22 protein-coding genes are annotated in these 26896 nt (G+C 69.2%); 11 read left to right on the top strand and 11 right to left on the bottom strand.

Going from position 1 to position 26896, the window contains the following annotated elements; translation table 11 throughout:
* Nucleotides 1–40 precede the first annotated feature (40 nt).
* From FL344_RS39900 to FL344_RS10610, 3 genes are all read left to right on the top strand, one after another.
* Nucleotides 41–1489, top strand: a complete 1449-nt coding sequence (locus FL344_RS39900; RefSeq protein ID WP_141618427.1) for an efflux RND transporter periplasmic adaptor subunit — start codon at nt 41–43, stop codon at nt 1487–1489.
* Between the two features lie 27 nt (nt 1490–1516).
* Nucleotides 1517–2722, top strand: a complete 1206-nt coding sequence (locus FL344_RS10605) for an ABC transporter permease (protein WP_141618428.1) — start codon at nt 1517–1519, stop codon at nt 2720–2722.
* Between the two features lie 141 nt (nt 2723–2863).
* Complete coding sequence (locus tag FL344_RS10610; protein WP_141618429.1) at nt 2864–3421, top strand: type 1 glutamine amidotransferase domain-containing protein; 558 nt, start codon at nt 2864–2866, stop codon at nt 3419–3421.
* Nucleotides 3422–3429: 8 nt separating this feature from the next.
* Here FL344_RS10610 and FL344_RS10615 read toward each other — a convergent pair whose 3' ends face one another.
* On the bottom strand, nt 3430–3984 hold the full coding sequence (locus tag FL344_RS10615) for a response regulator (protein WP_228564937.1): 555 nt from the start codon (nt 3982–3984) through the stop codon (nt 3430–3432).
* A gap of 19 nt (nt 3985–4003) precedes the next feature.
* On the opposite strand from FL344_RS10615, the gene FL344_RS10620 reads away from it, so the two are divergent.
* Complete coding sequence (locus tag FL344_RS10620) at nt 4004–5338, top strand: ATP-binding protein (protein ID WP_141618431.1); 1335 nt, start codon at nt 4004–4006, stop codon at nt 5336–5338.
* Here the strand turns inward: FL344_RS10620 and FL344_RS10625 are convergent.
* On the bottom strand, nt 5316–6623 hold the full coding sequence (locus FL344_RS10625) for a DUF4105 domain-containing protein (protein ID WP_141618432.1): 1308 nt from the start codon (nt 6621–6623) through the stop codon (nt 5316–5318). The two genes, FL344_RS10620 and FL344_RS10625, sit on opposite strands and share 23 nt — an antisense overlap.
* Nucleotides 6624–6784: 161 nt before the next feature.
* On the opposite strand from FL344_RS10625, the gene FL344_RS10630 reads away from it, so the two are divergent.
* Nucleotides 6785–7306 (top strand): hypothetical protein, encoded by a 522-nt coding sequence (locus tag FL344_RS10630; RefSeq protein WP_228564938.1) that lies wholly within the window; start codon nt 6785–6787, stop codon nt 7304–7306.
* A gap of 27 nt (nt 7307–7333) precedes the next feature.
* On the opposite strand, the gene FL344_RS10635 is transcribed toward FL344_RS10630, so the two are convergent.
* Nucleotides 7334–8095 (bottom strand): SDR family oxidoreductase, encoded by a 762-nt coding sequence (locus FL344_RS10635; RefSeq protein ID WP_141618434.1) that lies wholly within the window; start codon nt 8093–8095, stop codon nt 7334–7336.
* 150 nt (nt 8096–8245) lie between these two features.
* Here FL344_RS10635 and FL344_RS10640 point away from each other — a divergent pair, with 150 nt between their 5' ends.
* Together FL344_RS10640 and FL344_RS10645 are read left to right on the top strand one after the other, a co-directional pair.
* Nucleotides 8246–9445: a metallophosphoesterase gene (locus FL344_RS10640; RefSeq protein WP_141618435.1), complete on the top strand. Its 1200-nt coding sequence runs from the start codon at nt 8246–8248 to the stop codon at nt 9443–9445.
* Between the two features lie 147 nt (nt 9446–9592).
* A complete protein-coding gene (locus FL344_RS10645; protein ID WP_141590017.1) occupies nt 9593–10381 on the top strand; it encodes a tetratricopeptide repeat protein in 789 nt (262 codons plus the stop codon).
* A 105-nt stretch (nt 10382–10486) separates the two neighbouring features.
* Here FL344_RS10645 and FL344_RS10650 read toward each other — a convergent pair whose 3' ends face one another.
* The 3 genes from FL344_RS10650 to FL344_RS10660 form a co-directional block, all read right to left on the bottom strand.
* The gene (locus FL344_RS10650; protein ID WP_020478851.1) at nt 10487–10705 is read right to left on the bottom strand and encodes a DUF3185 family protein; all 219 of its coding nucleotides are present in this window, start codon (nt 10703–10705) and stop codon (nt 10487–10489) included.
* 52 nt (nt 10706–10757) lie between these two features.
* On the bottom strand, nt 10758–14312 hold the full coding sequence (rnr, locus tag FL344_RS10655; RefSeq protein ID WP_141618436.1) for a ribonuclease R: 3555 nt from the start codon (nt 14310–14312) through the stop codon (nt 10758–10760).
* A gap of 107 nt (nt 14313–14419) precedes the next feature.
* Nucleotides 14420–15799 (bottom strand): protease inhibitor I42 family protein, encoded by a 1380-nt coding sequence (locus FL344_RS10660; protein WP_141590015.1) that lies wholly within the window; start codon nt 15797–15799, stop codon nt 14420–14422.
* A 195-nt stretch (nt 15800–15994) separates the two neighbouring features.
* Between FL344_RS10660 and glp the strand changes: the two genes are divergently transcribed.
* From glp to FL344_RS10675, 3 genes are all read left to right on the top strand, one after another.
* Nucleotides 15995–17227 (top strand): gephyrin-like molybdotransferase Glp, encoded by a 1233-nt coding sequence (gene glp, locus FL344_RS10665; protein ID WP_141618437.1) that lies wholly within the window; start codon nt 15995–15997, stop codon nt 17225–17227.
* Between the two features lie 116 nt (nt 17228–17343).
* Nucleotides 17344–18018, top strand: a complete 675-nt coding sequence (ribA, locus tag FL344_RS10670; RefSeq protein ID WP_011554216.1) for a GTP cyclohydrolase II — start codon at nt 17344–17346, stop codon at nt 18016–18018.
* A gap of 49 nt (nt 18019–18067) precedes the next feature.
* Nucleotides 18068–18901 (top strand): MBL fold metallo-hydrolase, encoded by an 834-nt coding sequence (locus FL344_RS10675; protein ID WP_141618438.1) that lies wholly within the window; start codon nt 18068–18070, stop codon nt 18899–18901.
* Here the strand turns inward: FL344_RS10675 and lipB are convergent.
* From lipB to lpdA, 5 genes are all read right to left on the bottom strand, one after another.
* Nucleotides 18891–19964, bottom strand: coding sequence for a lipoyl(octanoyl) transferase LipB (gene lipB / locus FL344_RS10680; RefSeq protein WP_141618439.1), 1074 nt, complete (start codon nt 19962–19964; stop codon nt 18891–18893). The two genes, FL344_RS10675 and lipB, sit on opposite strands and share 11 nt — an antisense overlap.
* Nucleotides 19961–21634: a ClpX C4-type zinc finger protein gene (locus FL344_RS10685; protein WP_228564939.1), complete on the bottom strand. Its 1674-nt coding sequence runs from the start codon at nt 21632–21634 to the stop codon at nt 19961–19963. Before FL344_RS10685 ends, lipB begins: the two co-directional genes overlap by 4 nt.
* A 137-nt stretch (nt 21635–21771) precedes the next feature.
* Entirely contained in the window at nt 21772–23022 is a 1251-nt protein-coding gene (locus tag FL344_RS10690) for a dihydrolipoamide acetyltransferase family protein (protein WP_141590011.1), read from the bottom strand.
* 60 nt (nt 23023–23082) lie between these two features.
* A complete protein-coding gene (lipA, locus tag FL344_RS10695; RefSeq protein ID WP_141590010.1) occupies nt 23083–24012 on the bottom strand; it encodes a lipoyl synthase in 930 nt (309 codons plus the stop codon).
* A gap of 257 nt (nt 24013–24269) precedes the next feature.
* Complete coding sequence (gene lpdA / locus FL344_RS10700; RefSeq protein WP_141590009.1) at nt 24270–25667, bottom strand: dihydrolipoyl dehydrogenase; 1398 nt, start codon at nt 25665–25667, stop codon at nt 24270–24272.
* Nucleotides 25668–25780: 113 nt separating this feature from the next.
* Here lpdA and FL344_RS10705 point away from each other — a divergent pair, with 113 nt between their 5' ends.
* Entirely contained in the window at nt 25781–26884 is a 1104-nt protein-coding gene (locus FL344_RS10705) for a hypothetical protein (RefSeq protein ID WP_228564940.1), read from the top strand.
* The last annotated feature ends 12 nt before the right edge of the window (nt 26885–26896 follow it).

The raw sequence follows: 26896 nt of genomic DNA on the forward strand, positions 1-26896 counted from the left end.
CGCCACGCTCGCTGCGTGGGCCAGGGAACGGGAGGTCGTCGTGAGCAAGACGAAGAAGTGGATCATCTCAGGCAGCGCGGCGCTCCTTCTCGGCGCGGGGGTGTACGTCACCCAGCGCGGCGAGGAGCCCAAGACGAACGAGCGCTCGGCGGCGGTGGCCGTGGTGGAGCGCCGGGACATGGAAGTGGTGGCCGAATCCGCGGGCCTGGTGGAGCCGCTGCGCGTCGTGGAGGTGAAGTCCCAGGCCTCCGGTGAAGTGCTGAAGGTCCACTACGACACGGGCGACACCGTTGCCGAGGGCACGCTGCTGGCGGAAATCGAGCCGCGCGACGTGCAGAACGCGCTGGCGCAGGCCCAGGCCGACCTGGAGTCCGCGCGGGTGCGGCTGAACACGACGGAGGCCCAGCGCCAGCGCATGGAGGCGCTGCGCAAGGACGGCTACGTCACGCAGCAGGAATACGAGACGGCCGTGGACGCGTCCGCGACGGCACGGGCCACCAAGGTGCGGGCGGAGACGAACCTCCAGTTGGCGCGAGAGCGCAGCCGGGACGTCACCATCGTCGCGCGCAGCCCCGGCACCATCCTGGAGCGGACCATCCAGCCGGGCGTCATCATCGCCTCCGCCACCAACAACGTGTCCGGTGGCACCGCGCTGTTCAAGATGGCGGACCTGTCGGTGATGCAGGTGCGCGCCAAGGTGGACGAGACGGACGTCGGGCAGATCAAGCCCGGCCAGAAGGCGCGCGTCACCATGGAGGCCTACCCGGGCCGCACCTTCATCGGCGAGGTGGTGAAGATTGAACCGCAGGCCCTGGTGGAGCAGAACGTCACCCTCTTCCCCGTGCTGGTGCGGATGGACAACCCGGACGGCCTGCTGCGGCCGGGCATGAACGCGGAAGTGGCCATTGAAATCTCCCGCCGCCGCAATGCCCTCACCGTGCCCAACACCGCGGTGGTGGGCGTGCGGGACGCCCGGACCGCGGCCGCCGCGGTGGGTGTTTCCGAGGAAGCGCTGCGCGCGGTGATGCGGCCGCCGGGTGCCCCGAACCGCCCGGGCGCGCCGTCCGGACCGACGACGGTGTCGGCCGTGGGAGAAGCTGGCGCGGGCGCCACCGCCGCGGTGGCCAATGGCGCCGGGCCGGGCGCGGTGCCCGCCAGGGGCCAGGGCGGCATGGGTGAAGGCCAGGGCGGCGGAGGCCAGGGCCGCGCGGGCCGCCGGGCTCGCGAGGATGTCCAGGGCGCGACGGACACGCGGCAGGGCGTCGTCTTCGTGCAGAGCCCCACCGGTCCGCAGCCCCGGCGCGTCACCCTGGGCCTGAGTGACTGGGAGAGCACGGAAGTGGTGAGTGGCCTGGAGGATGGCGAGCAGGTGGTGCTCATCACGGTGGCGAAGCTCCAGCAGCAGCAGCAGCAGAGCACCGAGCGGATGCGCCAGATGTCGGGCGGCGTGATTCCCGGCGCGGGTGGTGGCCCGCGCGGACGGCGCTAACCCCCAGGCCCATCAGGAGGACACGTCATGGGTGAAATCATTCGGGTCGCATTCGATGCGGTCCTCGCCAACAAGCTGCGGTCGCTGCTGACCATGCTGGGCATCGTCATCGGTATCGCGGCCGTCATCACCATGGTCGCGCTGGGCGAAGGGGCGCAGCGCTCGGTGGCCCAGCGGCTCCAGGGGCTGGGCACCAACGTCCTCACGGTGCGCCCGGGTCAGGCGTTCACGGGCGGCATGATTCGCGCCCAGGCGTCGATGACCATCGACGACGCGGAGGCGCTGCGGGAGAACGCGCGCCACATCCAGGCCGTGGCGCCGGAAATCGAGTCGCGCTTCCAGGTGGAGTACGGCGCGAAGAACGCGAACCTGTCCGTCGTGGGCACCTGGCCGGACTACTTCCTCGTCAACCAGGGGCAGATCACGAACGGCCGACTCTTCACGGACGCGGAGGACAAGGGCCGCCGTCGGGTGGTGGTGCTGGGCGCCCTGGCCGGTGCGCAGCTGGGCCTGACGGACACCGCGTCCCTGGTGGGCGAGTCCATCCGCATCCGGGGCATTCCCTTCGAGGTCATCGGGGTGCTGGCCGAAAAGGGCGCGCAGGGCTTCAACAACCCGGATGAGAGCCTCTACATCCCGCTGTCCACCGCGCAGTTCCGCGTCATGGGCAGCGACCGCATCCGCTCCATCGCAGTGCAGGCCGTGAGCGACACGTCCATGGACGACGCGATGGCGGAGATCGACCAGAAGCTCCGGCGCGAGCACCGGCTGCGCCCGGAGCAGCCCGCGGACTTCAACATCCGCGACCAGGCCTCGCTGCTCAACACCATGCAGGAGACGACGCAGACGTTCTCCCTGCTGCTGGCCGGCATCGCCGCCATCTCCCTGCTGGTGGGAGGCATTGGCATCATGAACATCATGCTGGTGTCGGTGACGGAGCGCACGCGCGAGATTGGTCTGCGCAAGGCGCTGGGCGCCACCGGCACGGACATCATGCTCCAGTTCCTCGTGGAGTCCCTGGTGCTGTGCCTGGCCGGAGGAACGCTGGGCCTGCTGCTGGGCATGGGCGGCGCGGCGATGCTTCAGCGCATGGCGGGCTGGACGGTGGTGGTGGCACCCGAGGCCATCATCGTGGCCATCGCCTTCTCGGCGACGGTGGGTGTGTTCTTCGGCATCTGGCCGGCGCGGCGCGCGGCGAGCCTCGCGCCCATCGAGTCGCTCCGTTACGAGTAGCCGGAGTCCCGGCCTCGGGCGCCAGCCCGTCCGCCGAGCAGGCGGCGGGCACGGCGCCCGAGCGCGTTTCAAGCCCTCCTCTTCCGAGCCGGGACTGCACAGGGTGCACATGTTTGCGGACCTGACTCGAGGAGGGACGACATGGCGGATGGCAAGCGAATCGCGTGCATCGTGGGGAGCGGTTTCGAGGACTCCGAGCTGCGGGTCCCCTACGACAAGCTGCGCACGGAGGGCCACGAGGTGGTCCTCATCGGAAAGAAGGCCGGAGAGGAAGTCGCCGGCAAGCAAGGCAAGGAGACGTTCCGCGTGGAGCGGAGCATCGACGACGTCCAGGTGCAGGACTTCGACATGCTGCTCATCCCCGGCGGGCACTCTCCCGACAACCTCCGGGCCGACGAGCGCTTCGTCCGGTTCGTGAAGGAGTTTGATGACCGCGGCAAGCTCATCGCAGCGGTGTGCCACGGGCCCCAGCTCTTCATCTCCGCGGACATCCTGGACGGACGGACACTCACCGCGTGGACGACGATTCAGCATGACCTGCGCCGCATCCCCAATGTCCAGGTGAAGGACGAGGCGGTGGTGCGGGACGCCAACTGGATCACCAGCCGCAAGCCGGACGACCTCGAGGACTTCAGCCGCGCCATCATCGAGGACCTGAAGAGTGCGGGCGCCCGAGGAGAGCGGGAAGCCCGCACCTGACAGGGCGTCTACTTCCGGCCGCTGAGAATGTGCTGGAGGAGCTGACGCGAGATGCGGAGCAGCTTCGCGGCCCCGCGCACGCTCCCTTCGGATTTCGCCAGGGCCTCGTCCACCAACGTGTCGCGGACGAGGCTCTCGAAGCCGTGCAGTGGCACCCGTCCCGCGCTCGCCCGCAGCGCGGTGACCAGATCGGGGGGCCGCGCCAGCGTCTCCAGCCAAACGGCCTCCAGCCGCGCGAGGTCCAGCGGCTTGGGAAGGAAGGCACGCACGCCCTCCTGCGCGAGTTGAAAGGCCTGCTCCGCCGTCGCCGTCCCACTGATGGCGATGACATGCGGCAGCGGCTCCAGCCCACACAGCGGCGCCAGCAGCTCGATGCTGTCCCCATCCGGAAGGCTGACATCCAGGATGACGGCGTCGGGCGCATCACGCTGGAGGACCTGACGCGCCGCGGCGAGCGAAGCTACATGGGTGCACCGCTCGACGCGAGCGCGCAACGCCTCCTCGATCGCCCGCGCAAGACGCGTGGCGTCCTCGACGACCAGGAGATGTCGGACCCGCCCCACCCATGGCAATTTACCATGAATGCCAGAGAGTCCCCGACCGCCCGCGATGGAGCAGATGGCGCAGCGGGTGCTATCCGACGCTTCGAACGAGGGCGAAGCGCTGGTCAGCGTGGGCCGGATTGTCTTCAGCGCCCTCATCCTGACGCGTTTCCTGGCGCTGGGTGGAGCCCACGCCGAGGGCGGTGCCGCGGCGGCATGGCTCCAGCTTCCCCTGCTGCTGGGCAGCATCGCAGTGTCGGCGATGGCGCTGTGGGCGGCTCGGCGGCGGCTGTTCGGCGCGAAGCTGCTCGTGGCCTCCACGGTGCTGGACGCCGTCTTCGCCCATGCGTCCCTCCTCTCCACGGTGCTCTGGCATGGCCCCCACTACACCGGGCTGCTGCGAATGCCGGACCCCGCGGCGGCCATCGCGGTGGCCTTCATCACCGCGCTGCGGCTGTCGCCCGGGGCCGCGTGGATTGGGACGGCGGCCAACGTCCTGTTGATGGGGGGCCTGACGGCGCTCGACCTCCACGTCAATGCCAGGAACGCCACCTACGGGGCGAAGGATCTGATGCTCCTGTTCATCTTCATTGGCAGCGCGGGCGTCTTCGCCTCGGTGATTTGTGGCATCGCACGGCGGCTGGTCCTGGAGGCCGGAACCGCGAGTGCCCACATGGAGCGTGCACGCACGAACCTGCGCGCGCTGCTGCGCGAGCACCACGACGTGCGCACGTTGCTGTCCGCGGCGAGGCTGCGCGCCGACCTCCTCCTCCGCGAGCCCATGGGCGCCAGCGCGCCCGGCCATGCGAGCGCCCTGGTCCAGGACCTGGGTGAGCTGAGCAGCTTCATCGAGAGCGTGAAGGCTCGGACCCTGAGCGAGCTGACTGTGATTGAAGATGCGACGGCGGTGAACGTGGGCGCCACGTTGCGCCGCGCCATGGAAGTCGTCCAGGCGAGGTTCTCCCGGGTCCGGTTCGAGCTGGAAGGAACAGCGGGCCTGGCGCGTGCCGCCGCCAACGACGTCAGCGTCCGGATTGTCGGTGGAGAGCGAGGGCTCACACACGTGGTCACTAACCTGTTCGTGAACGCCTGTGAGGGTGATGGCCAGCAAGGCGCGCGCACGGTCCGAATCAGCGTGGAGCCGAACCCGGCGCTGCACCGCGTCCTGCTCAGCGTGAGCGATGACGGACCGGGGTTCCGAACGGGGCTGCTGGAGGGGGAACGCCCCCGAGCCGGTACGACCAAGCCAGAGGGCGCTGGGCTGGGCATGCTCCTGGTGAGCGGGCTCGTCGAGGCAAGCGGCGGTACCTTGCGCGCCTGCAACCCGCCCGAGGGAGGCGCCCGGGTCGAAGTCACGCTGCCCACCAGCGGGTAGAGCCGCGGGCCCCTTCCCTCGCCCTGGCAGCAGGCGCGGGCGCCGTGGACGGCCGGCGCAACCGCCAGGCGTGAGCGAGCCCCAGTCCGAGGTTCGCCACCAGCCACAAGGCCATGGGCTTGCGGTTGTCCTGGTCGAACGAGGGCCAGAGCTTGAGCACCACCGCGAGCAACGAACCCGCCGCAAGCAGCCAGACGCATCGGCGTGCCCAGCGCTCCGCGCGCTCGCTGCCGGAGATCATGAGGATGCCCAGCGGAAGCAGCGCGAAGGCAATCGGGTTGGCCAGCAACAGGTTCTCATTGTCCTGCATGACATCGAGCCTGGAGAACAGCATCAACCCACCCAGCGCCACGCCCGCCGCGCCGAGCGTGAGCCCGAACAGGGCGTGATAGAGGCCGAAGAGAATCTGGAACATCCGGTGTGTGCCGCGCCCACGCAGGAACGCGAGGATGATGGCCAGGGCCGCGCCTCCTGCGCCAAGCCCCCAGGTGGAGGTTCCTTCCCTGCCGGCGTCGACAGGAGCGGACGCGTCCATGGATGGGGATGGGGTCCCCTCGCGCTTCACCAACGGGATGCGCCTGCCGGAGCCATCCACGTAGGACACGCCCATGAGCAGCCTGGCGAGCTCCCGAGGCAGGAAGGCCTCCTCCCATTGAGTCGCGGGCGCGTCCACGGCGTCGTTCAGCCATAACATCAACAGCAGCTCCGACACCGGATGCGTCTGGATGTATCTCCGGAGGAGTTCTCGTTGGGTGGCACGCGCCGGCTCCGTGAGCGCATCCCGAAGCGCGCCACCCAATGCCTCATCAAGGACGTCCCGCACACGCGTCGCGCAATTGTCCCTGAGCGGATGATAGGCATATTCACGCGAGGCGGGCTGGACGTCTCGCTCCAACCGCGCCAGGAGCCGCTGGCGCTGCTCCAGCGTGAGCACGAGGTCCTGCACGTCAATGGACCGCGCCAGCGCGCGGTACAGCAGGAAGGTCCGCTCCACGGACAGGCGCGCCGCCCAGAACGTCGGCCGGCCCAGGAGGAAGCGGACCGGTCCCCCATTCGCGATGGACGTCGTGCCATAGCTGTAGAGAAAGCCTGTCTTCAGGCGCGTGTCCTCGACCCACAGCGCGCTGTGACCGAAGCGCTGGTGCATGTCCGCGCCGGGGCCAATCGTCACCAGCCGGATGCGCAGGGACTCCGGATGTCCGCCAAAGCCCTCGGGTGGGGACGCGGCGAACGCCGCCGCGCGGAACAGGGCCACGACCAGGATGAGCACCGCGTGTCTCGCCATCCCATGGCAATGCCCCACACCCGCGAGGTCAGGGCAGTGCAAAAAGATTGGCAGTGTTCACGTGAAACGCGCCAAGGCAGGGTTCCTATCGGCTCGCGGGCGTCGTGCAGCGAGCCAATGACACACATACCCACTTCCGAATTGGCAAGGAGAAGTCCCACATGAACACGCCCCACACCCCGACCACGTATTCCAGGCGCTTCGTGACTGCCGTCACGGCCACCCTGGCCGTGGCCATGCTCCTCATGACCCCTGGCAAGGCACAGGCCGTGGATGGTGACCGGCAGGTGACGCACCTTCGTGTCCGCATCGTCACCGGAAGCGATGACCTGCGCCAGGCGAGCAACGCCTTCGCCGAGTTCAGCTACACGGCGATCAATGGCAACCACATCTCCATCAGCCAGAACCTGAACAACGGCGCGAACTGGCCCAACGGGTCCACGCGCACCGTGGAAGTCGAGCTCCCCAGCGGCGTCCTCTACAGCAACATGCGCGAGTTCGCGATCCGGTTTCAATCCGGGCAGTCAAACCCCTTTGAGACGGGTGACAACTGGAACCTGAACGACATCCGGGTCACCGCCATCCTGGACGACGGGTCGGAGACCATCATCGTGCAGGACTCCGGCAACCCCTACCACCGCTTCAAGAGCGACGTGAACACCCGGCGCGCCTGGGTGCTCTGACGTCACCGCGGGGACGGCTCGGCTGCGTCAGGTGCTTCCCCGCTCGAAGGCCTCCACATCCTGGTAGTACCGCTCCACCTGGGCCTGGGTCGCCGCCTGGGTGTAGACCTCGGCACGCGGACGCTCGATGGAATCGAGGATGATTGTCGCGGCATCTTCGACGCGCTGCGCCCCTGGCAGCCCCCGAGAATCGGGCCCTCCGCCAAGCGCGTTGTCCCCGAAAGCCGTGGCGACCACGCCGGGCATCACCACCGTCACGGTGATGCCCGGGTGCGTCTCACGCAGCTCCTGGCGCAGGCAGGCACTGAGCGCGTTGAGCGCATGCTTCGCCGCGCTGTACGCCGAACGGTGGGGAACGATGGGCAGCCGCCCCAGGGTGCTGGAGACATTCACCAACTGCCCGGCGTCGCGCGACTGGAAGTGCGGCAACACCGCCTGCATCCCGTAGAGGGCGCTGTTCACGTTGTCGCGCCACATGGCCTCCAGGTCCTCGTCCGTGAGCTCCGCCACGGAGCGCGTGATGCCCCGCCCCGCGTTGTTCACCCACACGTCGATGCGGCCAAATCGGGCGAGCGCCGCGTCACGCAGCCGCTCCATGTCCGCGCGCCGGGTCGCGTCCGTGACCACGGCGAGCGCCTCGTGTCCACACTGTCCGGCCACGGATTCCAGCTCCGCCTTGCGGCGCGCGGCCAGCACCAGACGGGCGCCCTTCCCGGCCGCTTGCCGCGCCAGCTCCGCGCCGATGCCGCTGCTTGCTCCAGTGATGACGATGACCTTGTCCATGTCCATGGTCCTCCCAGGCTGACGCGTGTGCCTCTATCAGGCGCCCTGACGCCCCGCGAGCCCGCCCGGCCCCCGTGGGGGGCGCTTCGCCACTCCGGCGCCAGACTCGCCGCGAGCCGTGCCGTGGTACCGTGAGGCCCCCGCGACCCTTCCGTCATGCCGCTGCGACTCTTCTCCTTTTCGATGCTCATCGGGCTCGGCGCGGTGTTGGGCCACCTGTATCTGTACCGTCGGCTGGTGCGCCCCCTGGTGCGGGGCCGCCTGCCTCGGCTGCTGGCCATCGGCGTGCTCGTGCTGATGACGGGCGTGCTGGGGAACCGGCGCACCGTGCTGGACTTGCTTCCGGAGAGCGCCGAAGGGCTGCTCACCATGGCGGTGTACACGTGGATGGGCGTGGCGCTCTGCCTCGTCATCGCCCTGCTCCTGACGGACATCGGCCGAGGGCTCACGGCCCTGGCGAGACGGATGCAGCCGCACGCCCCGCCCGCGCCTCCCACGCCAGCACCCAGCACGACCGTGGACGAGGACCGGCGGCGATTCCTGGGCCAGGCCGTGGCCGGCACCGCCTTCGTCGCGGGGGGCGGGCTGGCGGCCTACGGAAGCTGGCGCGCCTTCTCGCCGCCGCTCATCACTGAAGTGGCGGTGAAGATTCCCAAGCTGCCCAAGGCCCTGGACGGGCTGAGCATCGTGCAGCTCACCGACATCCACGTGGGCCACTTCATCCAGCGCCGCTACATGGACGCGCTCGTCCAGCAGGCCAACTCGCTGCGCCCCGACCTGTTCGCCATCACGGGAGACCTCGTGGATGGCGACGTGGCCTCGCTGGGCGGCCACGTGTCCGCGCTCGCCGCGCTGAAGTCCCGCTACGGCAGCTACTTCGTCACCGGGAACCACGACTACTACTCGGGTGACGAGGAGTGGTCGGCCTTCCTGGAGTCACTGGGCATCTCGGTGCTGCGCAACCGGCACGTCCCCATCGGGGACAAGGGCGCATCCTTCGACCTGGTGGGCGTGGATGATTGGAGCGGAGGCCGGCGGCGCAACAAGAAGGGTTACGACCTGGAGCAGGCGCTCGCGGGGCGGGATTCCGACCGCGCCGCGGTGCTGCTGGCGCACCAACCCGCGAACTTCAAGGTGGCCGCGGAACGCGGCGTGGACCTGCAGATTTCGGGGCACACCCACGGTGGACAGCTCGTGCCCATGACGATGCTGATTGGTCTCGCGTGGGAGCACTCCGCCGGGCTGTACGCGCACGGTGACTCCAACATCTACGTCAGCCGTGGCTGCGGCTTCTGGGGACCGCCCATGCGCGTCGGCAGCCCGCCTGAGCTGGTCAAGCTCGTGCTGACAGCATGACGCACTGGGACATCCGGTGCGCGGCCTGCCTGCTCAACAGGGAGCAGGCCATCGGGCAAAGGGCCGCGGCGGCTCGACTTCGGGTATGCTCCTCGGCAAATCAGGACCCGTGAGGGTGGGTCCTCAAGAATCTTGAGAGGCACAGATATGAAGCGCCTGGGAAAAGTCGGTCTGCTGGTCGGAGCGCTCACGCTGGGTGGCGCAGTCGTCGGGTGTAAGGCCGAGGACGACACCGCGAAGAAGCACCGCATCGCCGGCAGCGACCACCTGAGCAAGAAGGAGTTCAAGGAAGCCGCCGCGGCCTACGCGCTGTCGCTCCAGGCGGACCCCAAGCAGGAGAAGGTCTGGGAGAAGAAGGCCTTCGCCCACATGCAGTTGGGGCAGATGAACGAGGCCGCCGAGGCCGTCCTGAAGATGGGCGAGCTCAAGACGACGCCCGCGGAGAAGGCGGAGATCTACCGGACGCTGGCCAGCATGTACATGACCGGCGGCACCACCGAGGACGCCGAGAAGTACTTCAACGAGGCCCTCAAGCTGGAGCCGAAGGACGAGGCGTCGCTCGGGTGGATCGCGGAGATCTACGCGCAGCGCGGCGGCGCCCGCTCCATGGGCGCGCCCATCATCAAGGAGTCCCTGGAGAAGTCGCTCAGCTATTACGACCAGGTCATCGCCATCAACCCCAACTCCGCCAACACCTACCTCAACAAGCGCGTGGTGATGGGCCGGCTGATGGAGTTCGAGCGGCAGCAGAAGGAGATGGCGCTGTCCGAGGCGGCCGAGAACGCGAAGAACAAGGAAGTTGTCGCCGAAGCGACGGCTCGCGCCGACGAGCACCAGAAGCGCATGGACGAGTACCAGGTGCAGTTCGCGGAGATGACGAAGAAGTTCGGTGAGGCACAGAAGGCCGCGAAGGCGGCGGCGGCGCCCGCGCAGTAACCCACCGCAGCCCGACGAACGTACACGAGGGCCTGGGACCGCGAGCCGGTTCCGGGCCCTTCGTGTTTCAGCCGCTGGCGGCCATCTGGATTTCTGGCCCGCGGCTCAGCGGCGCCGTCTGCCTCCGCCTGCGAGCACCATCAGGATTCCGCCCACCAACGCCGCGCCGCCCCCCGCCAGATACAGCGTGGTGCGGTCGGTGTTTCGGCCGGTGATCAACTCCGTGGCCCGCTCCGCGAGCGAGTCCCGGGCCTTCAGCCCGGACCACAGCAACACGGCGCCCGCGATGGCGAGCATGACACCCAGCAGCCGGACGAAGCTCACATTGCCTCCTGAAGTCACGGGCCTTCCTTGAAGGAGGAGGCCCGCGTCGGTCTCAGCGCTTCTTTCGCCCCGAAGGCGCCTTCTTCTTCGCGGCTCCCGAAGCCTTCGCGGGCTTCGCGGCACGCGCCACGGCGGGCTTCGCGGCCTTCTTCGACGGCGCCTTCGCCTTGGACTTCGTCGCAGCCACCTTGGTGGCCTTCGCGGCGGCCCGAGCAGGCGCAGCCTTCTTCGCCTTGGCGGTGGGCTTCTTCGCCTTGGCGGTGGGCTTCTTGGCCTTCGTAGCGGCGGCCTGCCTGGCGCTGCCGGCCGCGACGGTCTTCTTCTGCGCCGGGGTGCGCGTTGCCTTCGCCGCGGCCTTCTTCCGCGCCGCCTTCCGCTTCGGCTCAGCCGCCTCTGGCTCGGGCGTGGGAGTCACGGGCGGCTCGACACTCACGGGCTCGGCTCGCACGGGCTCCGGGGCCACGGGAATCGGTGTTTCCGTCACGGCCCGGGTGGGAACAGGCGGGGGCGCTTCGACAGGCGCTTCGGGCGGCGGGCGCGGGGGCTCCATCGAGAATGCCCTATCGTCCTCGGACTCGCGCCCGGGCTTGGGCGCGGGGAACCGGGGCCCTGGGGCGCCCTGCGGCTTCGGCTTCTGGAACGACCGTCCGTGAGAAGGGCCGCGGGGTTCAGGCCCACGCTGACGCTGGGACGCCAACGCGCGAATCCGGTCGAAACCCGGGTGTGGAGACCGAGCGGCGTCTTCGCCCACCGGCAATTCCCACGGAGCGGGCGCGGACGGCGCTTCGGGCGGAAGCGGCTCGGCCGTTTCAGCGGACACGGGCGCCGGTGCCTGCGGCTCCGGGCGGATGAACGTCCTGCGCTTGGGCCACGCGGGCGACTCGGCACGAGGTGGTTCCTGTCCTTCTGGCGGCCTGGGCGGGAACCGAGGCTCCTTCCGGTGCGGCGCGGCCTCCTCACGACGGCCCTCGCGAGAGAAGCGTCCACGCGGGCGGCCCGGACCCGTCTCCTCGTACTGCCCGGAGGGCGCGCCCCGGCTCGCGGCGGCTTCCCGTTCGCGGCGGCCCGGGCGCCCTGCCCGCTCCCGCCGGCCATCCCGCTCGCGGTGCGACGGCGCCTCGGCCATCCATGCCTGCTGACGCCGCTGCGGCTGCTCGCCCCGCGTCGCGACACGGCTCAGCGGCGCCTCGCCGTCGAACTGGAGCGCCTCGAAGTCGATCTTCTTCGCCGTCACGTTCACGGACGTCAGCCGCACCCGCAGCTTCTGTCCCACGCGCACCCGGCGGCCATTCGCGTACACCAGGGAGTGCGTCAGCTTGTCCAGCTTCGCCCCGGGCCCCAGCGTCTCGGCCTTCACCAGGCCTTCGACGTGCACCTCGTCCAGTTCGACGAAGAAGCCGAAGTCGGTGATGGCGGCCACGGTGGCGGCGAACTCCTCGCCCACGCGGTCCTTCATCAGCAGGCACGCGTAGAAGGACACCACCTCCCGCTCGACCTGCATCGCCGCGCGCTCACGCTCGGAGCACTGAGCGGACATGTCCTCGAGCTGGTCCTCCTCGCGCTCCAGCATCGACTGCGAAGGCTTGCGCCCCTTCCGGGCCCAGTGCGCCTTGAGCAGCCGGTGCACCAGCAGGTCCGGGTACCGGCGGATGGGCGACGTGAAGTGCAGGTAGTGCTCGGCGGCCAGGCCGTAGTGGCCCACGCGGGACGACGTGTACACGGCCTGCATCATGGAGCGCAGCAGGAGCTGGTTCAGCGCCCGCTGCTCCGGGTGGCCTTGGAGCTGGCTGACGAAGGCATCCAGTTCCTTCGACGACACGCCGTCCTCGACGCGCATCTTGAAGCCATAGGCCTCCGCCAGCGCGGCGAACGTGGCCAGCTTCTCCGGGTCCGGCTCGCCGTGGAACCGGTACACCGTGGGCAGGCCCTCGTCCTGGAAGAAGGTCGCCACCGCCTCGTTGGCGGCGAGCATGCACTCCTCGATGAGGCGGTGGCTGTCCTTGCGCTCGCGCTTGTCCATGCGCGCGGGCAGGCCTTCCTCGTCCAGCACCACCTTGTGCTCGGGCAGGTCGAAGTCGATGGCGCCGCGCTCCTTGCGCATCTTCATCAGCGCGCGGGCCAGCGACATCAGCCGCTCGAAGTGGGGCTTGTGCGCGTTGCGGTGCGGCACGTCCTTGCCGTCGAGGACGTCCTGCACCTCGTTGTACGTGCACCGCGCCACGCTGCGCATCACGGCCGGATACAAGTCGTAGGAGCGACGGTGGCCCCGGCGGTCGAACGTCATGTCCGCCACCATGCACAGCCGGTCTTCGTCCGGGCGCAGAGAGCAGATGCCGTTGCTCAGCCGCTCCGGCAGCATGGGCAGCACCCGGTCCGGCAGGTACACGGACGTGGCGCGACGCAGCGCCTCCGCGTTGAGCGCACTGCCTTCCCACACGTAGTGCGTCACGTCCGCGATGGCCACCACCAACCGCCACCCATCCGCCTGGTCCTCCACGCAGACCGCGTCGTCGAAGTCGCGCGCGTCCTCACCATCGATGGTGATGAGGGGAATGGCGCGCAGATCGCGCCGGTGCTCGCCGCGGGCCTCTTCCTCGGTCACCCTCACCGCATAGCGGTCCGCCTCGGCCATGACCTCCGGCGGGAACTCGTCGGAGAACCCCTGCGAGTACGCGACGCCCAATACCTCGGCGCTCGGAGTGCCGGGCTTGCCCAGCGAGCCGGCGACCTCGCCGTGCAGTCCCCGGTCCGGGTCCAGCATCTGGGCACCAATGCCCAGTTGGACCTTCACCAGGTCCCCTTCGCGCGCCATCTGCGTCAGCGGCACGCGGATGGGGCCGGGCAGGCTCGAATCCGTGGGGTACACCACGGCGTAGCGGCCCTTCACGACGTAGGTGCCCACCGCCAGCTCGCGACGGCGCTGCACCACCCGGACGATCCGGCCCTCCAGGCGAGGAGGCCGCCCCGAGACGGCCACCACCACCCGGTCATTGTCGAGCGCGCGCTGGGCCTCGTGCGGCGGCAGGAAGACGTTGTCCCCTTCCCCCGACAGCGGATGCACGAAGCCGAAGCCATCCCGGTGGACGTGGAGGATGCCTTCCAGGAGGCCATCCTCTTCGACCTCGCTGAAACGGCCCCGGCGGCCGGGCCACTCCGCCCGCTCCTGCCGGAAGCCCCCTCCATGCTTCGAAGCGCCCCGGCGATCACGCCCTGGGCCCCGCTCCTGCCAGCCCGCGCCCTTGCCGCGCGCCCCTGGCTCATGCCGGCGGGCCGCGAAGCCGCCAGGGCCCGTCCCGCGCTGCCCGGCATGCCGAGGTTCGCGATTCGGCCCGCCCTCGTGGGGCCCGGCGGCGCCGCGCTGACGCCACGCCATGGGAGCGCCCTGCTCCCTTGCACGCACGTCGGCCTCGCGCCGCGATGGCTGCCGGGGCACGAAGCGCTTGCCGTCCTTGAGGATGTCCCCCTGACGGACGAGCTCGCGCAGGGCGCGCTTGAGCTCCGTCTGTTGTCCGGGGTGCAGGCCCGCGAGCCGGAGAAGCTCCTTGATGCCCAGCGGGTGGTCTGCTTCAGCGAGGATCTGCTTGAGAAGGTCTTGAGAAAGGCTCACGGTGGGGTCGCGGCTCGGCCGCTACGGGAACGGGTAAGCCCGAAGCGGCCGGACGGGAACCCCCCGGCGACCGGCCGCCCCCCGGAACCTGTTCCGGGCGACGACCCTCAGGGCTTGACCGTGACGTTGATTTTGAAGGAGCGGTCCACCAGGCCGGGCGACAGCGCCTTGGCCAGGAAGAACTCCACCTCGAAGGCGCCTGGGTTGCGCGGGGTGAAGAAGAACTCGCGGGTACCGGGACCGTCCTCGGGCGCGGGCTCGAAGTTGGCTTCGCGCAGGCCCACGCGCTTGGCCACCGTGGGCTCGATGGCCCAGGTGAAGCCGGGGTGCTCGGGCAGGCGCACGGTGAGGCCGTGGTTGAGGCGCACGTCCACGGACGTGGGGACCTCTCCCTCGATGTGCACCAGCTCCATCTCGTCGCGAGACACGGCGCGCGCTTCGGCCGGACGAAGCTCCACGTTCTCCGCCAGGATGCGGCCGCCCCAGCCGGACGTCTTGTCGACGACGCCCTGCACCTGGAGCGTGTACCCGACGTGCTTGCGCAGGGCCTTGCCAGCGGCCTTGCCCTCGATGATGAACGACACCTGCTGGCGCGTGCCGCCATTGGACACGACGAGCACGAACTCCTCGCCCGTCATCTCCAGGTTGCCACGCACGCCCGCGAAGCCCTTGATGCCCGCGCCCATGCCGGCCGCCGTCACCATGGAGACCTCACCGGGCGACAGGTAGCGCAGCCGCGCCTCCGTCTCCGCCGGGGCGGCTTCCACCACCTCGGCATCCGGCTTCTTGGCCGAGTACTTGCGAACGTCCACCACGCCAGCGTGGTTGGTCGTCTTGCGGATGAGCCCGCTGACGGAGACCTTGTGGTCCACGTAGGCCGGGAGGACTTCCTGATCCGGGCCCTGGAGGAGGAAGGTCAGCTCGCGCTTGTCGCGCCCGACGACCACCAGGTGCGGCAAGTCGTTGGTGACCACCAGGCGGCCCTTGAGGCTACCCTCGCCCGTGACGCCGCGACCTTCGCCGGCCGTCAGCAACTGCTCCATCTCACGCTTGGTGAGCGGCTCGCCCGGAGGCGGCAACTTGGTGGCGCGAGGACGGGGCTTCTCTACCGGAGGGGCGGCGGGTACCGCGCTCGCCTTCGCCGCCTTGGCGCTCGCGGCGGCCTTCGCCGCGGGAGGCGCCTTCGCCGGAGGTGCCTTCGGGGTCTTCGCTGCCGGGGGGGCGGCCTTCGCGGCCGAGGCCGTCTTCCCAGCGGGGGCGGCCTTCTTCGCGGTGGCCTTCTCCTGCGTGGCCTTCTTCACCGCGCTCTTGGCCCCCTTCGTTACGTCCGATGCTGCTTTCGCCAATTTCGTCGCCGCCTTCGCCACCCGCTTGGAGGCGTTCTTGATCAGATCCAGCCGGGCAGCGGAGTCCTTCTTCGCAGCGGGCTTTGCGCCAGCCTTGCCAGCGGGAGTCGTCTTCTTGGCCCCGGACTTGGGCTTGGCCATCGACGCAGTCTCCTTGAGAGTTCCCGTGTCCTTTCAACGGGTTGGCGGACCTGCCCAGAGGGCAGGCAAGCCTCGCGATCACCGTTGCTTGTAACGATGATCAGGTAGGCTGTCAAACTAACACTTGATTATCTCACGGACTTTGTTCGTGAACGGGTTCAAGCCACAAAGCCACGGCATGGCTATAAGCCGAGCATGAACGACTCCGCCACATTGCTGCCGGAAGAAGAAGCCCGGTCGCAGATCCTGGCCCTGTGCGCGCCCCTTCCCTCCGAGTGGCTGCCCCTGGATGACGCACTGGGGCGCGTGCTCGCCGAGGACGTGACGGCGCAACGGACACTCCCTCCCTGGGACAACTCGGCCATGGATGGCTACGCGGTGCGCAGCGCGGACCTGGCGGGTCCCCTGCCCGTCCGGCTCATCGTCGGAGAGACCCTCTACGCCGGCGCGGTGGGCAGTCAGGCGCTGACGTCCGGGGTATGCGCCCGCATCATGACGGGCGCTCCCCTCCCCGCGGGTGCGGATGCGGTGGTGATGCGGGAGCGGACACGGCCCGTGGTCCAGAGCGGCGCGGATCAGGTCGACGTGCTCGAAGCGGTGGCTCCGGGCCAGTTCGTGCGGCCCCGGGGCGAGGACGCTCGGGAGGGACAGGTGCTGCTGGCACGCCGCACGCCGCTGGGCATCCCCGAGCTGGGCCTCCTCTGGGCCCAGGGCCGACAGGCCGTGCCAGTGTCGCGCGCACCACGCGTGGCCATCCTCTCCACGGGCGACGAGTTGTGCCACGCGGACGAGCCACCCAACGGCCGCATCGTGGACACCAATGCTCCGTCACTGGCGCTGGCGGTCCGCCGCGCGGGCGGCATTCCCACGCAGCTGGGCATCGCTCGGGATACGCGCGCCGCCGTACTGGCCGCGCTTTCCCGGCTGGACGGGTTCGACGTGGTGCTCACCAGCGCGGGGGTGTCCGTGGGCGAGCGCGACTACGTGAAGGACGTGCTGGCCGAGCTGGGTGTGGAGCAACACTTCTGGCGCGTCGCCATCAAGCCGGGAAAGCCGCTGGTGGTGGGCCGTCGTGGCGCCACGCTGTTCTTTGGACTTCCGGGCAACCCCACCTCCTCCCTGGTGACGTTCGAGCTCTTCGTGCGCCCAGCCCTCCGCAAGCTGCTGGGGCATGCGCAGGTGGGGCCTGGGCGCGTAGCCGGACGCCTGGAAGGCAAGCTTTCCAAGCCCTCCGGCCTGGCGCACTTCGTGCGCGTCACGGCTGCTTGGAGAGAAGGCAACCTGTGGGCCCGTCCACTGGCGACACAAACGTCTGGTGCCCTGCGTTCTGCGGCGGCGGCCACCCATCTGCTGCATTTCCCTCGGGAAGCCAGCAGTTTGACGGAGGGGGACGCGGTAGAACTGCTTCCGCTCTCATGGGTGGCCTGAGGAACGAAGGACGCCGTGGAGCATCCTCTTGGCGGCGCGTGCTCGAAAGCACAAGCCGCCTTGACTTGAGAACCTGAGGACTCCAAACAGGGGCCCGCATCTGGAGAGGACTCAACATGTCGGACACACGCTCACCTCAGGTCCTTCCGACCCGTAAGCACACGCAGCACCTGGAACGGTTCTCGGAGGCGGACATCCCGACCGAGCGCGGCTCGCTGCGGACCATCGTGTTCCGGGACAAGCGCAACGGGCGGGAGCATGTCGCGCTCGTGGTGGGACAGGTTTCAGGACACGAGGGTGTGCCGGTGCGCATCCACTCCGAGTGCCTCACGAGCGAGGTCTTCGGCAGCCTGAAGTGCGACTGCCGCGAGCAACTGGACCGCTCGCTCGACTTCATCACCCAGGCGGGACAGGGCGTCGTGCTGTACCTGCGGCAGGAGGGGCGCGGCATCGGCCTGGGGAACAAGATCAAGGCCTACGCCCTGCAGTCCAAGGGCCTGGACACCTACGAAGCCAACCGGCAGCTGGGTTTCGCGGACGACCTGCGCACCTACGACATCGCGGCGGAGATGCTGCGGAGCCTGGATGTGCGCTCGGTGGACCTGATGACCAACAACCCGCTGAAGATCGCGGGCATGGTCGAAGAAGGCATTCCCGTCCGGCGTCGAATCCCTTCCCGGACCGAGCACAATCCGCATAACGTCGACTACCTGAGGACGAAGCGCGAGCGTACGGGGCACCTGATTGAGCTCTTCGCCGAGGACGACGACACGGAAGCCAAGACAGGCTGAGCAGCCCCCCACGAAGCGACGGAACACCGTCGCGCGCAACCAGGCCCGCGTGCCCTTCGAGGTGCGCTTCTGGGGGGTGCGCGGCTCCATTCCTTCGCCGGGCGCGCACACGAAGCGCTACGGCGGAAACACGCCCTGCGTGGAGGTCCGCTGCGGAGACGAGCTGCTCATCTTCGACCTGGGCACCGGCGCGCGCGCGCTGGGGCATGCGCTGGTGGCGAAGAAGAAGCCGGTGAAGGGCTCCATCTTCATCTCGCACTACCACTACGACCACCTGCAGGGCCTGCCCTTCTTCGGGCCCATGTACCTGCCCACGAGCGACCTGACTGTCTACGGCCCGGCGCGGCACGGGCAGTCGGTGAAGCAGCTCCTCAGCGGACAGATGGTGCCGCCGTACTTCCCGGTGACGGCGGACGGCGTGTTCCGGGCGCAGCTCACGTACACGGACCTGGCCGCCACGCAGACGCTGCGACTGGGCCCGGCGACGGTTCACACCATCGAGCTGAACCACCCGGGCGGTAACATGGGCTACCGCGTCGAGTGCCAGGGCCGCTCGGTGGTGTACGCCACCGACCTGGAGCACGGCAGCGACATGGACGCGGCCTTCTACGCGTTCGCCCAGGACGCGGACGTCCTCATCTACGACGCCATGTACACCGAGGACGAGTACCACGGCCGCACCGGGCCGGCTCGCACCGGCTGGGGCCACTCCACCTGGCAGGCCGCGGTGCATGCGGCGGACGAGGCCGGGGTGAAGAAGCTGGTGCTCTTCCACCACGACCCGTCACGAGATGACGCGGGAATGGACCGGCTGCTGCGTCAGGTGCGCAAGCACCGCCCGGACGCCATCGCCGCTCGCGAGTCCCTGGTCATCAAGCTGTAGCGCGCTTCACCGTCTCCCGCAGGCCCTGGAAGGGCAGCCGCTCCAGGGCCGTGGGGACGTCCACCCACTCGAAGGCGTCGTGCTCCGCGCCCAGGCGCACGTCCGCGTCCGGCGGCACGTGGACGGCGAAGCCGTTCTCCTCCACGAGTTGCGGCGGCAGCGCCTCTCCCAGGGCGAAGGCGTGGCGGTAGTCCAGGTCCACCAGCGGCACACGGAGGCCTGTCTCCTCCTCCAGCTCCCGCGCCGCGGCCTGCGCTGGCGACTCACCCGCTTCGAGCCTCCCGGTGAGGACCTGCCAGAAACCGCCCCGCTCCGGGCGACGGCGCACGAGCAGCACCCGTGCTTCGGGACCACGGCCCTTCACCACCGCGATGCTCACCGTCCGCATCGGCGGCGGCGCGTCCACGCGCTCGCTGTCGAACACAGTGCAGAAGCTGCTGGCGATGGCCTCTTCCACCTCCGCCATGGGAAGCGCGCGGCCCAACTCCCGCTGCATGGACGTGACACCCGCTTCTCGGATGCCACACGGGACGATGAGCTGGAAGTGGTCCAGGTTCGTGTTCACGTTGAGCGCGAAGCCGTGCGTGGTGAGCCAGCGCGACAGGTGCACGCCAATGGCGGCGATCTTCCGCGCGTCCGGAGCACCTTCCGCGCCAATCCAGACGCCCGGCCACTTGGGGATGGGGCCCGCGGTGATGCCCCACTGGGCCAGCACCTGCATGACGGAGCGCTCCACGTCGCGCACGTAACGGCGCACGTCGCGTCGATCCTCGGGCAGCAGGAAGATGGGGTAGCCCACCAGTTGGCCGGGGCCGTGGTAGGTGACGTCGCCGCCACGGTTGGTCTCGAAGACCGCCGCGCCCTCCTTCGCCAACTGCGCGTCGCTGGCGACGATGTTCTCACGCTTCGCGGCACGGCCCAGGGTGAGGATGGGCGGGTGCTCCAAGAGGAGCAGCGCATCGCCGGAGAGCCCCTGGCGGCGTGACTCGCTGAAGAGGTGCATCAGCGTGAGCCCGTCCTCGTACTCCACTCGGCCCAGGCGGTAGACGGTGATGGTGTTCATGACGTTCGCTTCTTTCGAGCCTTCCGCGTGGGCGAGGGCTTCACGGTGGGCGCCATGCTCCACGTCCCCGTGGGCACCCGGTTGAGGAGGGCATGCAGCTCATGGCCGGCGCGCGGCGAGCGGCTGGCCTCCTGGGCCAGCGCGATGAGCACTTCTTCCGAGACGGAGACCGCGGGCTCTCGCGAGGCCAGGCGCTGGCGGGCAATCTCCACGAATTCAGATGGTGTGGGCACCTGGAGCGGTAGGAGCACCTGCACGCGCTCCAGGATGTCCGTGGGCACGGTACCGCGCACGGCCTGAGTCAGCGCGGCGGTGGTGGACACGGAAACACTGGATGCGTCTCCGCGAAGGCTCAGGCCCCGAGCCTCCGTGCGCATGCCCCTCGCGCTCATCAGGACGACGGGACGGCTGTCCCGGGCGAGGAAGGCCTGCAGGGTCGCGTGTGACGTCGCGTCCAGGCGGTCCACGTCCTCCACCAGCAGCGTGCGAGAAGAAGTCGTCACGTCCAGGTCCGCGACGGGGGTGATGACGCCCACGGCCTCTCGCTGGAGCTGCTGGAACCAGACGCTCTTGCCACTGCCTTCGGGCCCGATGACCAAGAGGGTCCGCGCGTAGTCCTCAAGCGACTGCGTCAGCAGCGCCTGCGTCACGCCCTGCCCCACGAGCCCCAAGACAGGTGTCACGGGCCGTTCCGGCCGCGACACCGCGGGCAGAGGCACCAGCGTGACGTCTCCCAGCAGCGATTGCGACTCGAACAGGCAGCTCTTGCAGATGAACGCGCCCGCGGGCCCCGCGACCAGGTCCCCCGTGTCAGTACGCGGACGGCAACAGAAGGAGCACCATGCGTCGAGCGCGGCATCCGCACGCGTCGGGCCGCGCTCGATGATCCGAGCCTCTCTGCGACGCCGAAGCCGCGCATCCGTGAGGATGTCCTCTCCGGCGGGTGCTTCCTCTGCCTCACCCGCCATGCGTGATGATGCAAGCCGCGTCGTGGACTCATCGACGCCCAGAAGTTCCTGCTCGCCCACACCATCCTGGAGCTTGTCCGACGAAGCGGCCTCCGGTGCGGGCATGGACGCGGACGGAGCGTTCCGTCCCGGCGCCCCCGCGCTCCAACCCGGTATGGACGCAACACCGCCCCGCACGTCCACGGTCGCATCCGGTGGCGACGAGGAATCTTCCGCCCCTGCGACCACACCCGCGATGCGCGCAATCTGCACTTCGAGCCGCTGCAGATCTTCCGCGACCTCCGTCTCGATGACCCAGGCCTGGGCGGCGTCGCGAGGCGCGGCGTCACCGGCGTGCACGGCCGCCTCTCGCAGCGCATCCTCGATGAGCCGCTGCCGGTGGACGACGTCCGGCAACAACTCCGACTCCAGGGAATGCACCACCCCGGACGCAGGCAATGCCTCTTCGTCGTCAGTGTCCATCCCAGCCCGCGCGAGCAGAGGCTCCGGCATCCACTCCAGCCGGTTCACCGCATCCGCGATGTCCGCGCGGCTGCCGTCCAACCGCTGCGCATGGCGAAGCAACTGCAACGCACGGGACGGGTTGCCCACCTGACGGTACAGCTCCGCCGCTTTCTGCAGGCACTCCACCGCACGGGCCACGTCCCCCTGTGTCTCGGCGGACTGCGCGGCGCGGATCAGCTCGCGAGGGTTCTCGGCCATACGGGGAGAGCCTAACCGGCTCGGGGCACCCGCGCGCGGCCCTTGAACGCGGGCCCCAGCACCAGGCGCTTCCCAGCCCGGCTCCAGGGCCACCACGCCCCTCACGTCAGGGGCGTGGACCTGCCACGGCGCTCACCTCACGCCATGGCCAGGAACAGCAGGTCCGGCTTCTCCAGGTACTTGATGATCTCGTACGTGAAATCCGCCGCCACCGAGCCGTCGATGACGCGGTGGTCGCACGACAGCGACAGGTTCATCATGTCGCGCACGACGACCTGGTCCCCCACCACCGCAGGGCGCTTCTTCAGGCGGTGCACGCCCAGGATGCCCACTTCAGGGTGGTTGATGATGGGCGTGGCGAACAGGCCGCCGCTCTGCCCCAGCGAGCTGATGGTGAAGGTGCCACCCGTCAGCTCCTCCATCTTCAGCTTGCGGTCGCGCGCTGCGGCGCCCAGGCGGGCCGTCTCACGCGCCAGCTCGGCCAGCGTCAGCCGGTCCGCGTTCTTCACCACCGCCACGGTGAGGCCGTCCGGCGTCGCCGCCGCCATGCCGATGTTGTACTCGCCGCGGACCACCAGCTCCTGCGACGCCTCGTCGAAGTTCGCGTTCAGGTGCGGGAACTTCTTCAGCGCAGCCACCGTCGCCTTGATGATGAACGGCAGGTAGTTGAGCTTGATGTTCTCACCGGCCGCCGCCAGCTGCGCGTTCAGCCGCGCGCGCAGGGCCACCAGCTCCGTGGCGTCCACTTCCTCGACGAAGGCGAAGTGCGGCGCCGTGAACTTCGACCGCACCATCTTCTCCGCGATCTTCTTGCGCAGGCCCCGAAGCGGAACGCGCTCGTCCGCAGCGCCCGAGCTGACGGCAGGAGCCGCGGGACGCGCCTTCTGCTCGGCCGGAGCCGCGACGACGTTCTTCTCGCCACCCTCCAGCGCCGCCACCACGTCCGCCTTCGTCACGCGGCCCTGCGGCCCCGTGCCGGCAATCGACGCCAGGTCCAGCCCGTGCTCGCGCGCCATCCGCCGCGTCACCGGCGTGGCCAGCACCTTGGACGCCGAGGCAGGCGCCCCACCGACATGGCCACCCGCCACGGGCGGCGCCGCCGGCGCGCTGGCCTCGGCATGACCACCGGCCTGCGCCGGCGCAGCGCCCTCCACCTCCAGGGTGACGAGGAGCTGGTGCACCTTCGCCATGTCGCCTTCATTGCCGTGCGTCTTCACGACACGGCCCGCCTTGGGAGCGGGAACGGTGACGGTGGCCTTGTCCGTCATCACCTCGGCGAGCACCTGGTCTTCCTTGACGGAATCCCCCGCCTTCACGTGCCACTTCACCAGCTCACCCTCCATCACGCCTTCACCAAGGTCGGGGAGCTTGAATTCGAAGATCGCCATGGGGTCGTCTTTCCGGGAAGCAGGGGTGTTGGGTCAAGCCATGAATCGGAGCGTCAAAGCTCAGCCGAGCCGCTCGAGCCGCTCGCGCTCCATTAGGCCCTTCATGAAGAACTCAGCGGCCCGGTAGCTGGACCGCACCAGCGGACCGGAGGCCACGTAGAGGAAGCCGTAGGACTCGGCCAGCGTCTTGTACGCTTCGAACTGCGCGGGCGACACGAAGCGCTCCACGCGCAGGTGGTACTGCGACGGCTGCAGGTACTGGCCCAGCGTCAGCACGTCCACGCCCACGTCGCGCAGGTCCTTGAACGTCTGCTCCAGCTCCGCGTCCGTCTCCCCCAGGCCCACCATGACGGACGTCTTGGTGTACAGGCCCTCGGGGCGCTTCTTGAGGTACTCCAGCACGCGCAGGGACTGGTCGTATTTCGCGCGGCGGTCACGGACCGTCGGCGTGAGGCGCTCGACCGTCTCCACGTTGTGCGCCACCACGTGGGGCTTGGCCTCCGCCACGGTGGCCAGGTCCTTCTCCACGCCCTTGAAGTCCGGGATGAGCACTTCGACGATGGTGCGCGGGCTCTCCCGGCGCAGCTCGCGGATGGCGGAAGCGAAGTGGCTGGCGCCGCCGTCCGGCCGGTCATCCCGGTTCACGGACGTGACGACGATGTACTCCAGGTCCATCTCCTTCACCGCCTGGGCCAGATGGATGGGCTCCATCGGATCCAGCGGAGGAGGCGCGCCGACCTTCACGTGGCAGAAGCGGCACGCGCGCGTGCACACCTCGCCCATCAGCATCACCGTGGCGGTGCCACCGCCCCAGCACTCAGCGATGTTCGGGCAGCGGGCCTCTTCGCACACCGTGGCCAGCTTGGTGCGCTTCACGATGGCTTTGACCCGCTCGTAGCCTTCTCCGTGCGGGAGCCGCACCTTCAGCCACTCCGGCTTGCGGGTGGTCTCAGTCACCTGGGGCAGAGGGAACCGGTCGGGAGTCGCCATGGATCGCGGGCCTTCTATGGGTTGGACGGAGGACGTTCAAGCGGAAGCCACTGACGCGAGGCGTCAGCATCCACCAGTCGTCCGCCAGTTGTCGCCTCTCTACTAATGCCCCCGGTTCCTGGGGACAGGCCTGGAGCACCCATGAGGGCGGCCAGACAGGGGACCGTCACCTCGCGAGGCCGCGGGGGCCGGAAATACGAGGGGCCGTCCGCGGCACACCGGGACGGCCCCTGGGACTGCAAGCGAGGCGCCGCCGCCTAGAAGTGGCGCGGGTGGCCCAGCGTGGCCTCGGCACCCTCGTGCACGATTTCCGAGAGCGTCGGGTGCGCGTGGATGGTGTTGGCCAGCTCCTCGGTGGTGATCTCCAGCTTCAGCGCGACACACGCCTCGGCCAGCAGCTCCGTCGCGTGCGGCCCGATGAGGTGCACGCCCAGGACCTCGTCGTACTTCCGGTCCGACACGATCTTGATCATGCCGGTGGCCTCGTTGGAGATGGAGGCCTTCGTCACGGCGCCCATCGGAGCGATGCCCACCTTCACATCGTAGCCGCGCTCCTTGGCCTTCTTCTCCGTCAGGCCCACCGAGGCGACCTCGGGGTAGCAGTACGTGGCCGACGGCGTCAGGTCGTAGTTGATGGGCTGCGGGTTCTTCCCGGCGATGTGCTCCACCGCCACCACGCACTCCGCGCTGGCCATGTGCGCCAGCATCGGCGTGGGGATGATGTCGCCCACGGCGTAGACGTTCGGCTCGGAGGTGCGCAGCATCGAGTCGACCTTGATGTAGCCGCGCTCGGCCTGGATGTTCGTCTTGTCCAGCCCCACGTCCTCGGTGACGGGCGAGCGGCCCACCGCCGACAGGAGGATTTCCGCCTCCAGCGTCTTGGTCTCGTTGCCCACCTTCATGGTGACGCGCACGCCGTCCGCCGTGTGCTCCACCTTCTCCACCGCGGAGCCGGTGTGCACGTCGATGCCGCGGCGCTTGAAGATCTTCTCCAGCTCCTTGGAGATGTCCGCGTCCTCGATGGGGAGCAGCGCGGGCATGTACTCCACGATGGAGGTCTTGCTGCCCACGTGGTTGAACACGGAGGCGAACTCACAGCCCACCGCGCCGGCGCCCAGCACGATGATGCTCTTGGGGACGCGGTCGATCTGCAGGATGGAGTCGCTGTTCAGCACCCGCTTGTGGTCCACGGGGACGTTGGGCAGGGACTTGGGCACCGAGCCCGTGGCGATGATGATGTTCTTCGCCTCCAGGACCTTCTTGGAGCCGTCCTCGGCGGTGACCTCCACCTTGCCCTTGCCGGCGATGCGGCCGTGGCCCTTCACCACCGTCACCTTGTTCTTCTTCATCAAGAAGTCGATGCCGTTGGCACCCTTGGTGACAATCTTGTCCTTGTGCTTCATCGCGTTGGGCCAGTTGATGGCCGGGCTGCTCACATCAACGCCGAAGTCAGCCGCCTCGCGGACGTGGTGGAACAGCTCCGCGGTCCACAGCAGGGACTTGGTCGGGATGCAGCCGCGGTGGAGGCAGGTGCCGCCCAGCCGCTTGTCCTTCTCGATGATGGCCGTCTTCAGGCCCAGCTGACCCGCGCGAATGGCGCCCACGTAGCCGCCGGGGCCCGAACCGATGATCACCACGTCGAACGTCTCAGCCACGCACGCCTCCGTAATTATTGCGGATGGAACCCGGTGGGGCTGATAACCCCCGGTCCCGGTTGGAATCAAGGAGTTTGCTCGTGCGCCGTTTCCCGCTCCGAACCCTCCTCTTGATGTTGGTAGCACTCATCGCCTTCGGGCGCCTGTGGTGTGTGACGCACCAGGAGAAAGCACCCGGTCCTCGCCCCGGGCGCATGGCCCAGGCGGGTGACGCCCCGGCCGGGGCCCCCGTCCCCTCCTCCGCCCCCGAGTGCCGCACGCTGGAACGGGCCCTCGAAAGCGCCCTCCGCACGCCCCAGGACACCCAGGTCCTTGACGAAGCGCGCCAGCAGCTCGACGCATGCCGTCAGCCGCCCGTTCGCGCCTGCGCGCTGGGCGTGGCCCTGGACGCCCGGTCGCCCTTATCCGAGGGAGAAGCCACACCGCTGCGTGGCCTGCTGGCCAGCCTGTGTGAGCGCTGCCCGCCGGCCGCCAATTCGTGCGCCCGTGCCGTGGGGCAGGCCCTGCTGAGTGCCGCGGTGGGACCGAATGCCGACGTCGCGAGCGCGAAATGGAACCTGGAGCATGCGGGGCCAGCCCTGGAGGGGGCTTGTGCCTCGCTCGTCCAGTTGGGGCTCGCACCCGCGGCCCAGTCAGACCTCACGGTACGGCCCCCGGTGCTCGCGCTCGTCGGGGAGCTGGCGCCCCGCTGCTCGCAGGCAGGCTTCCTGGATGACGCGCTGCTGCGCGCCGCCGCTGTGAACCTCGTGTCACCCACGCCCACGCTGGTCGCCCTGGCCGCGGTGCCCATTCCTCCCGAGACGAGCGCCATGAAGCCGGACCGGCTTGAAGGCACCGAGCCCGGCTTCCAGGCGTTCGACCGGGACGAGAACACCGGGGTCCCGGTCGGCAAGGCGCTCAAGAGTCAGCGATGGGAGGCGGACGGCGCGCTGCGCGCGAGCTACGCGCCCACGCTGAAGCAGCTCGTATCGGTGAGGATCCGCGCCACGGGCCCGGGAACGGTGCGCGCCATCGTCCGGACGCCGCAGGGCGTGGGCTTGAAGGACCCGGAGAAGGACTTCGCCTTCGTCAATCCCACCGTGTGCCGTTTCACCGGCACGGGTCAGTGGGAGGAGTGCCCGCTCCAGGTGCCGCTGCGCGACGTGGACGCCGTGAGCGTCTTCCCCGAGCGCGCGGACACCGAACTGAAGGAGCTGGAGGTCCACGGCGCCCGCTGAAGGCGCCGCCGA

Origin of the sequence: Myxococcus sp. AB036A, assembly GCF_006547355.1 — a bacterium.
GTDB classification, from domain to species: Bacteria; Myxococcota; Myxococcia; order Myxococcales; family Myxococcaceae; genus Myxococcus; species Myxococcus virescens.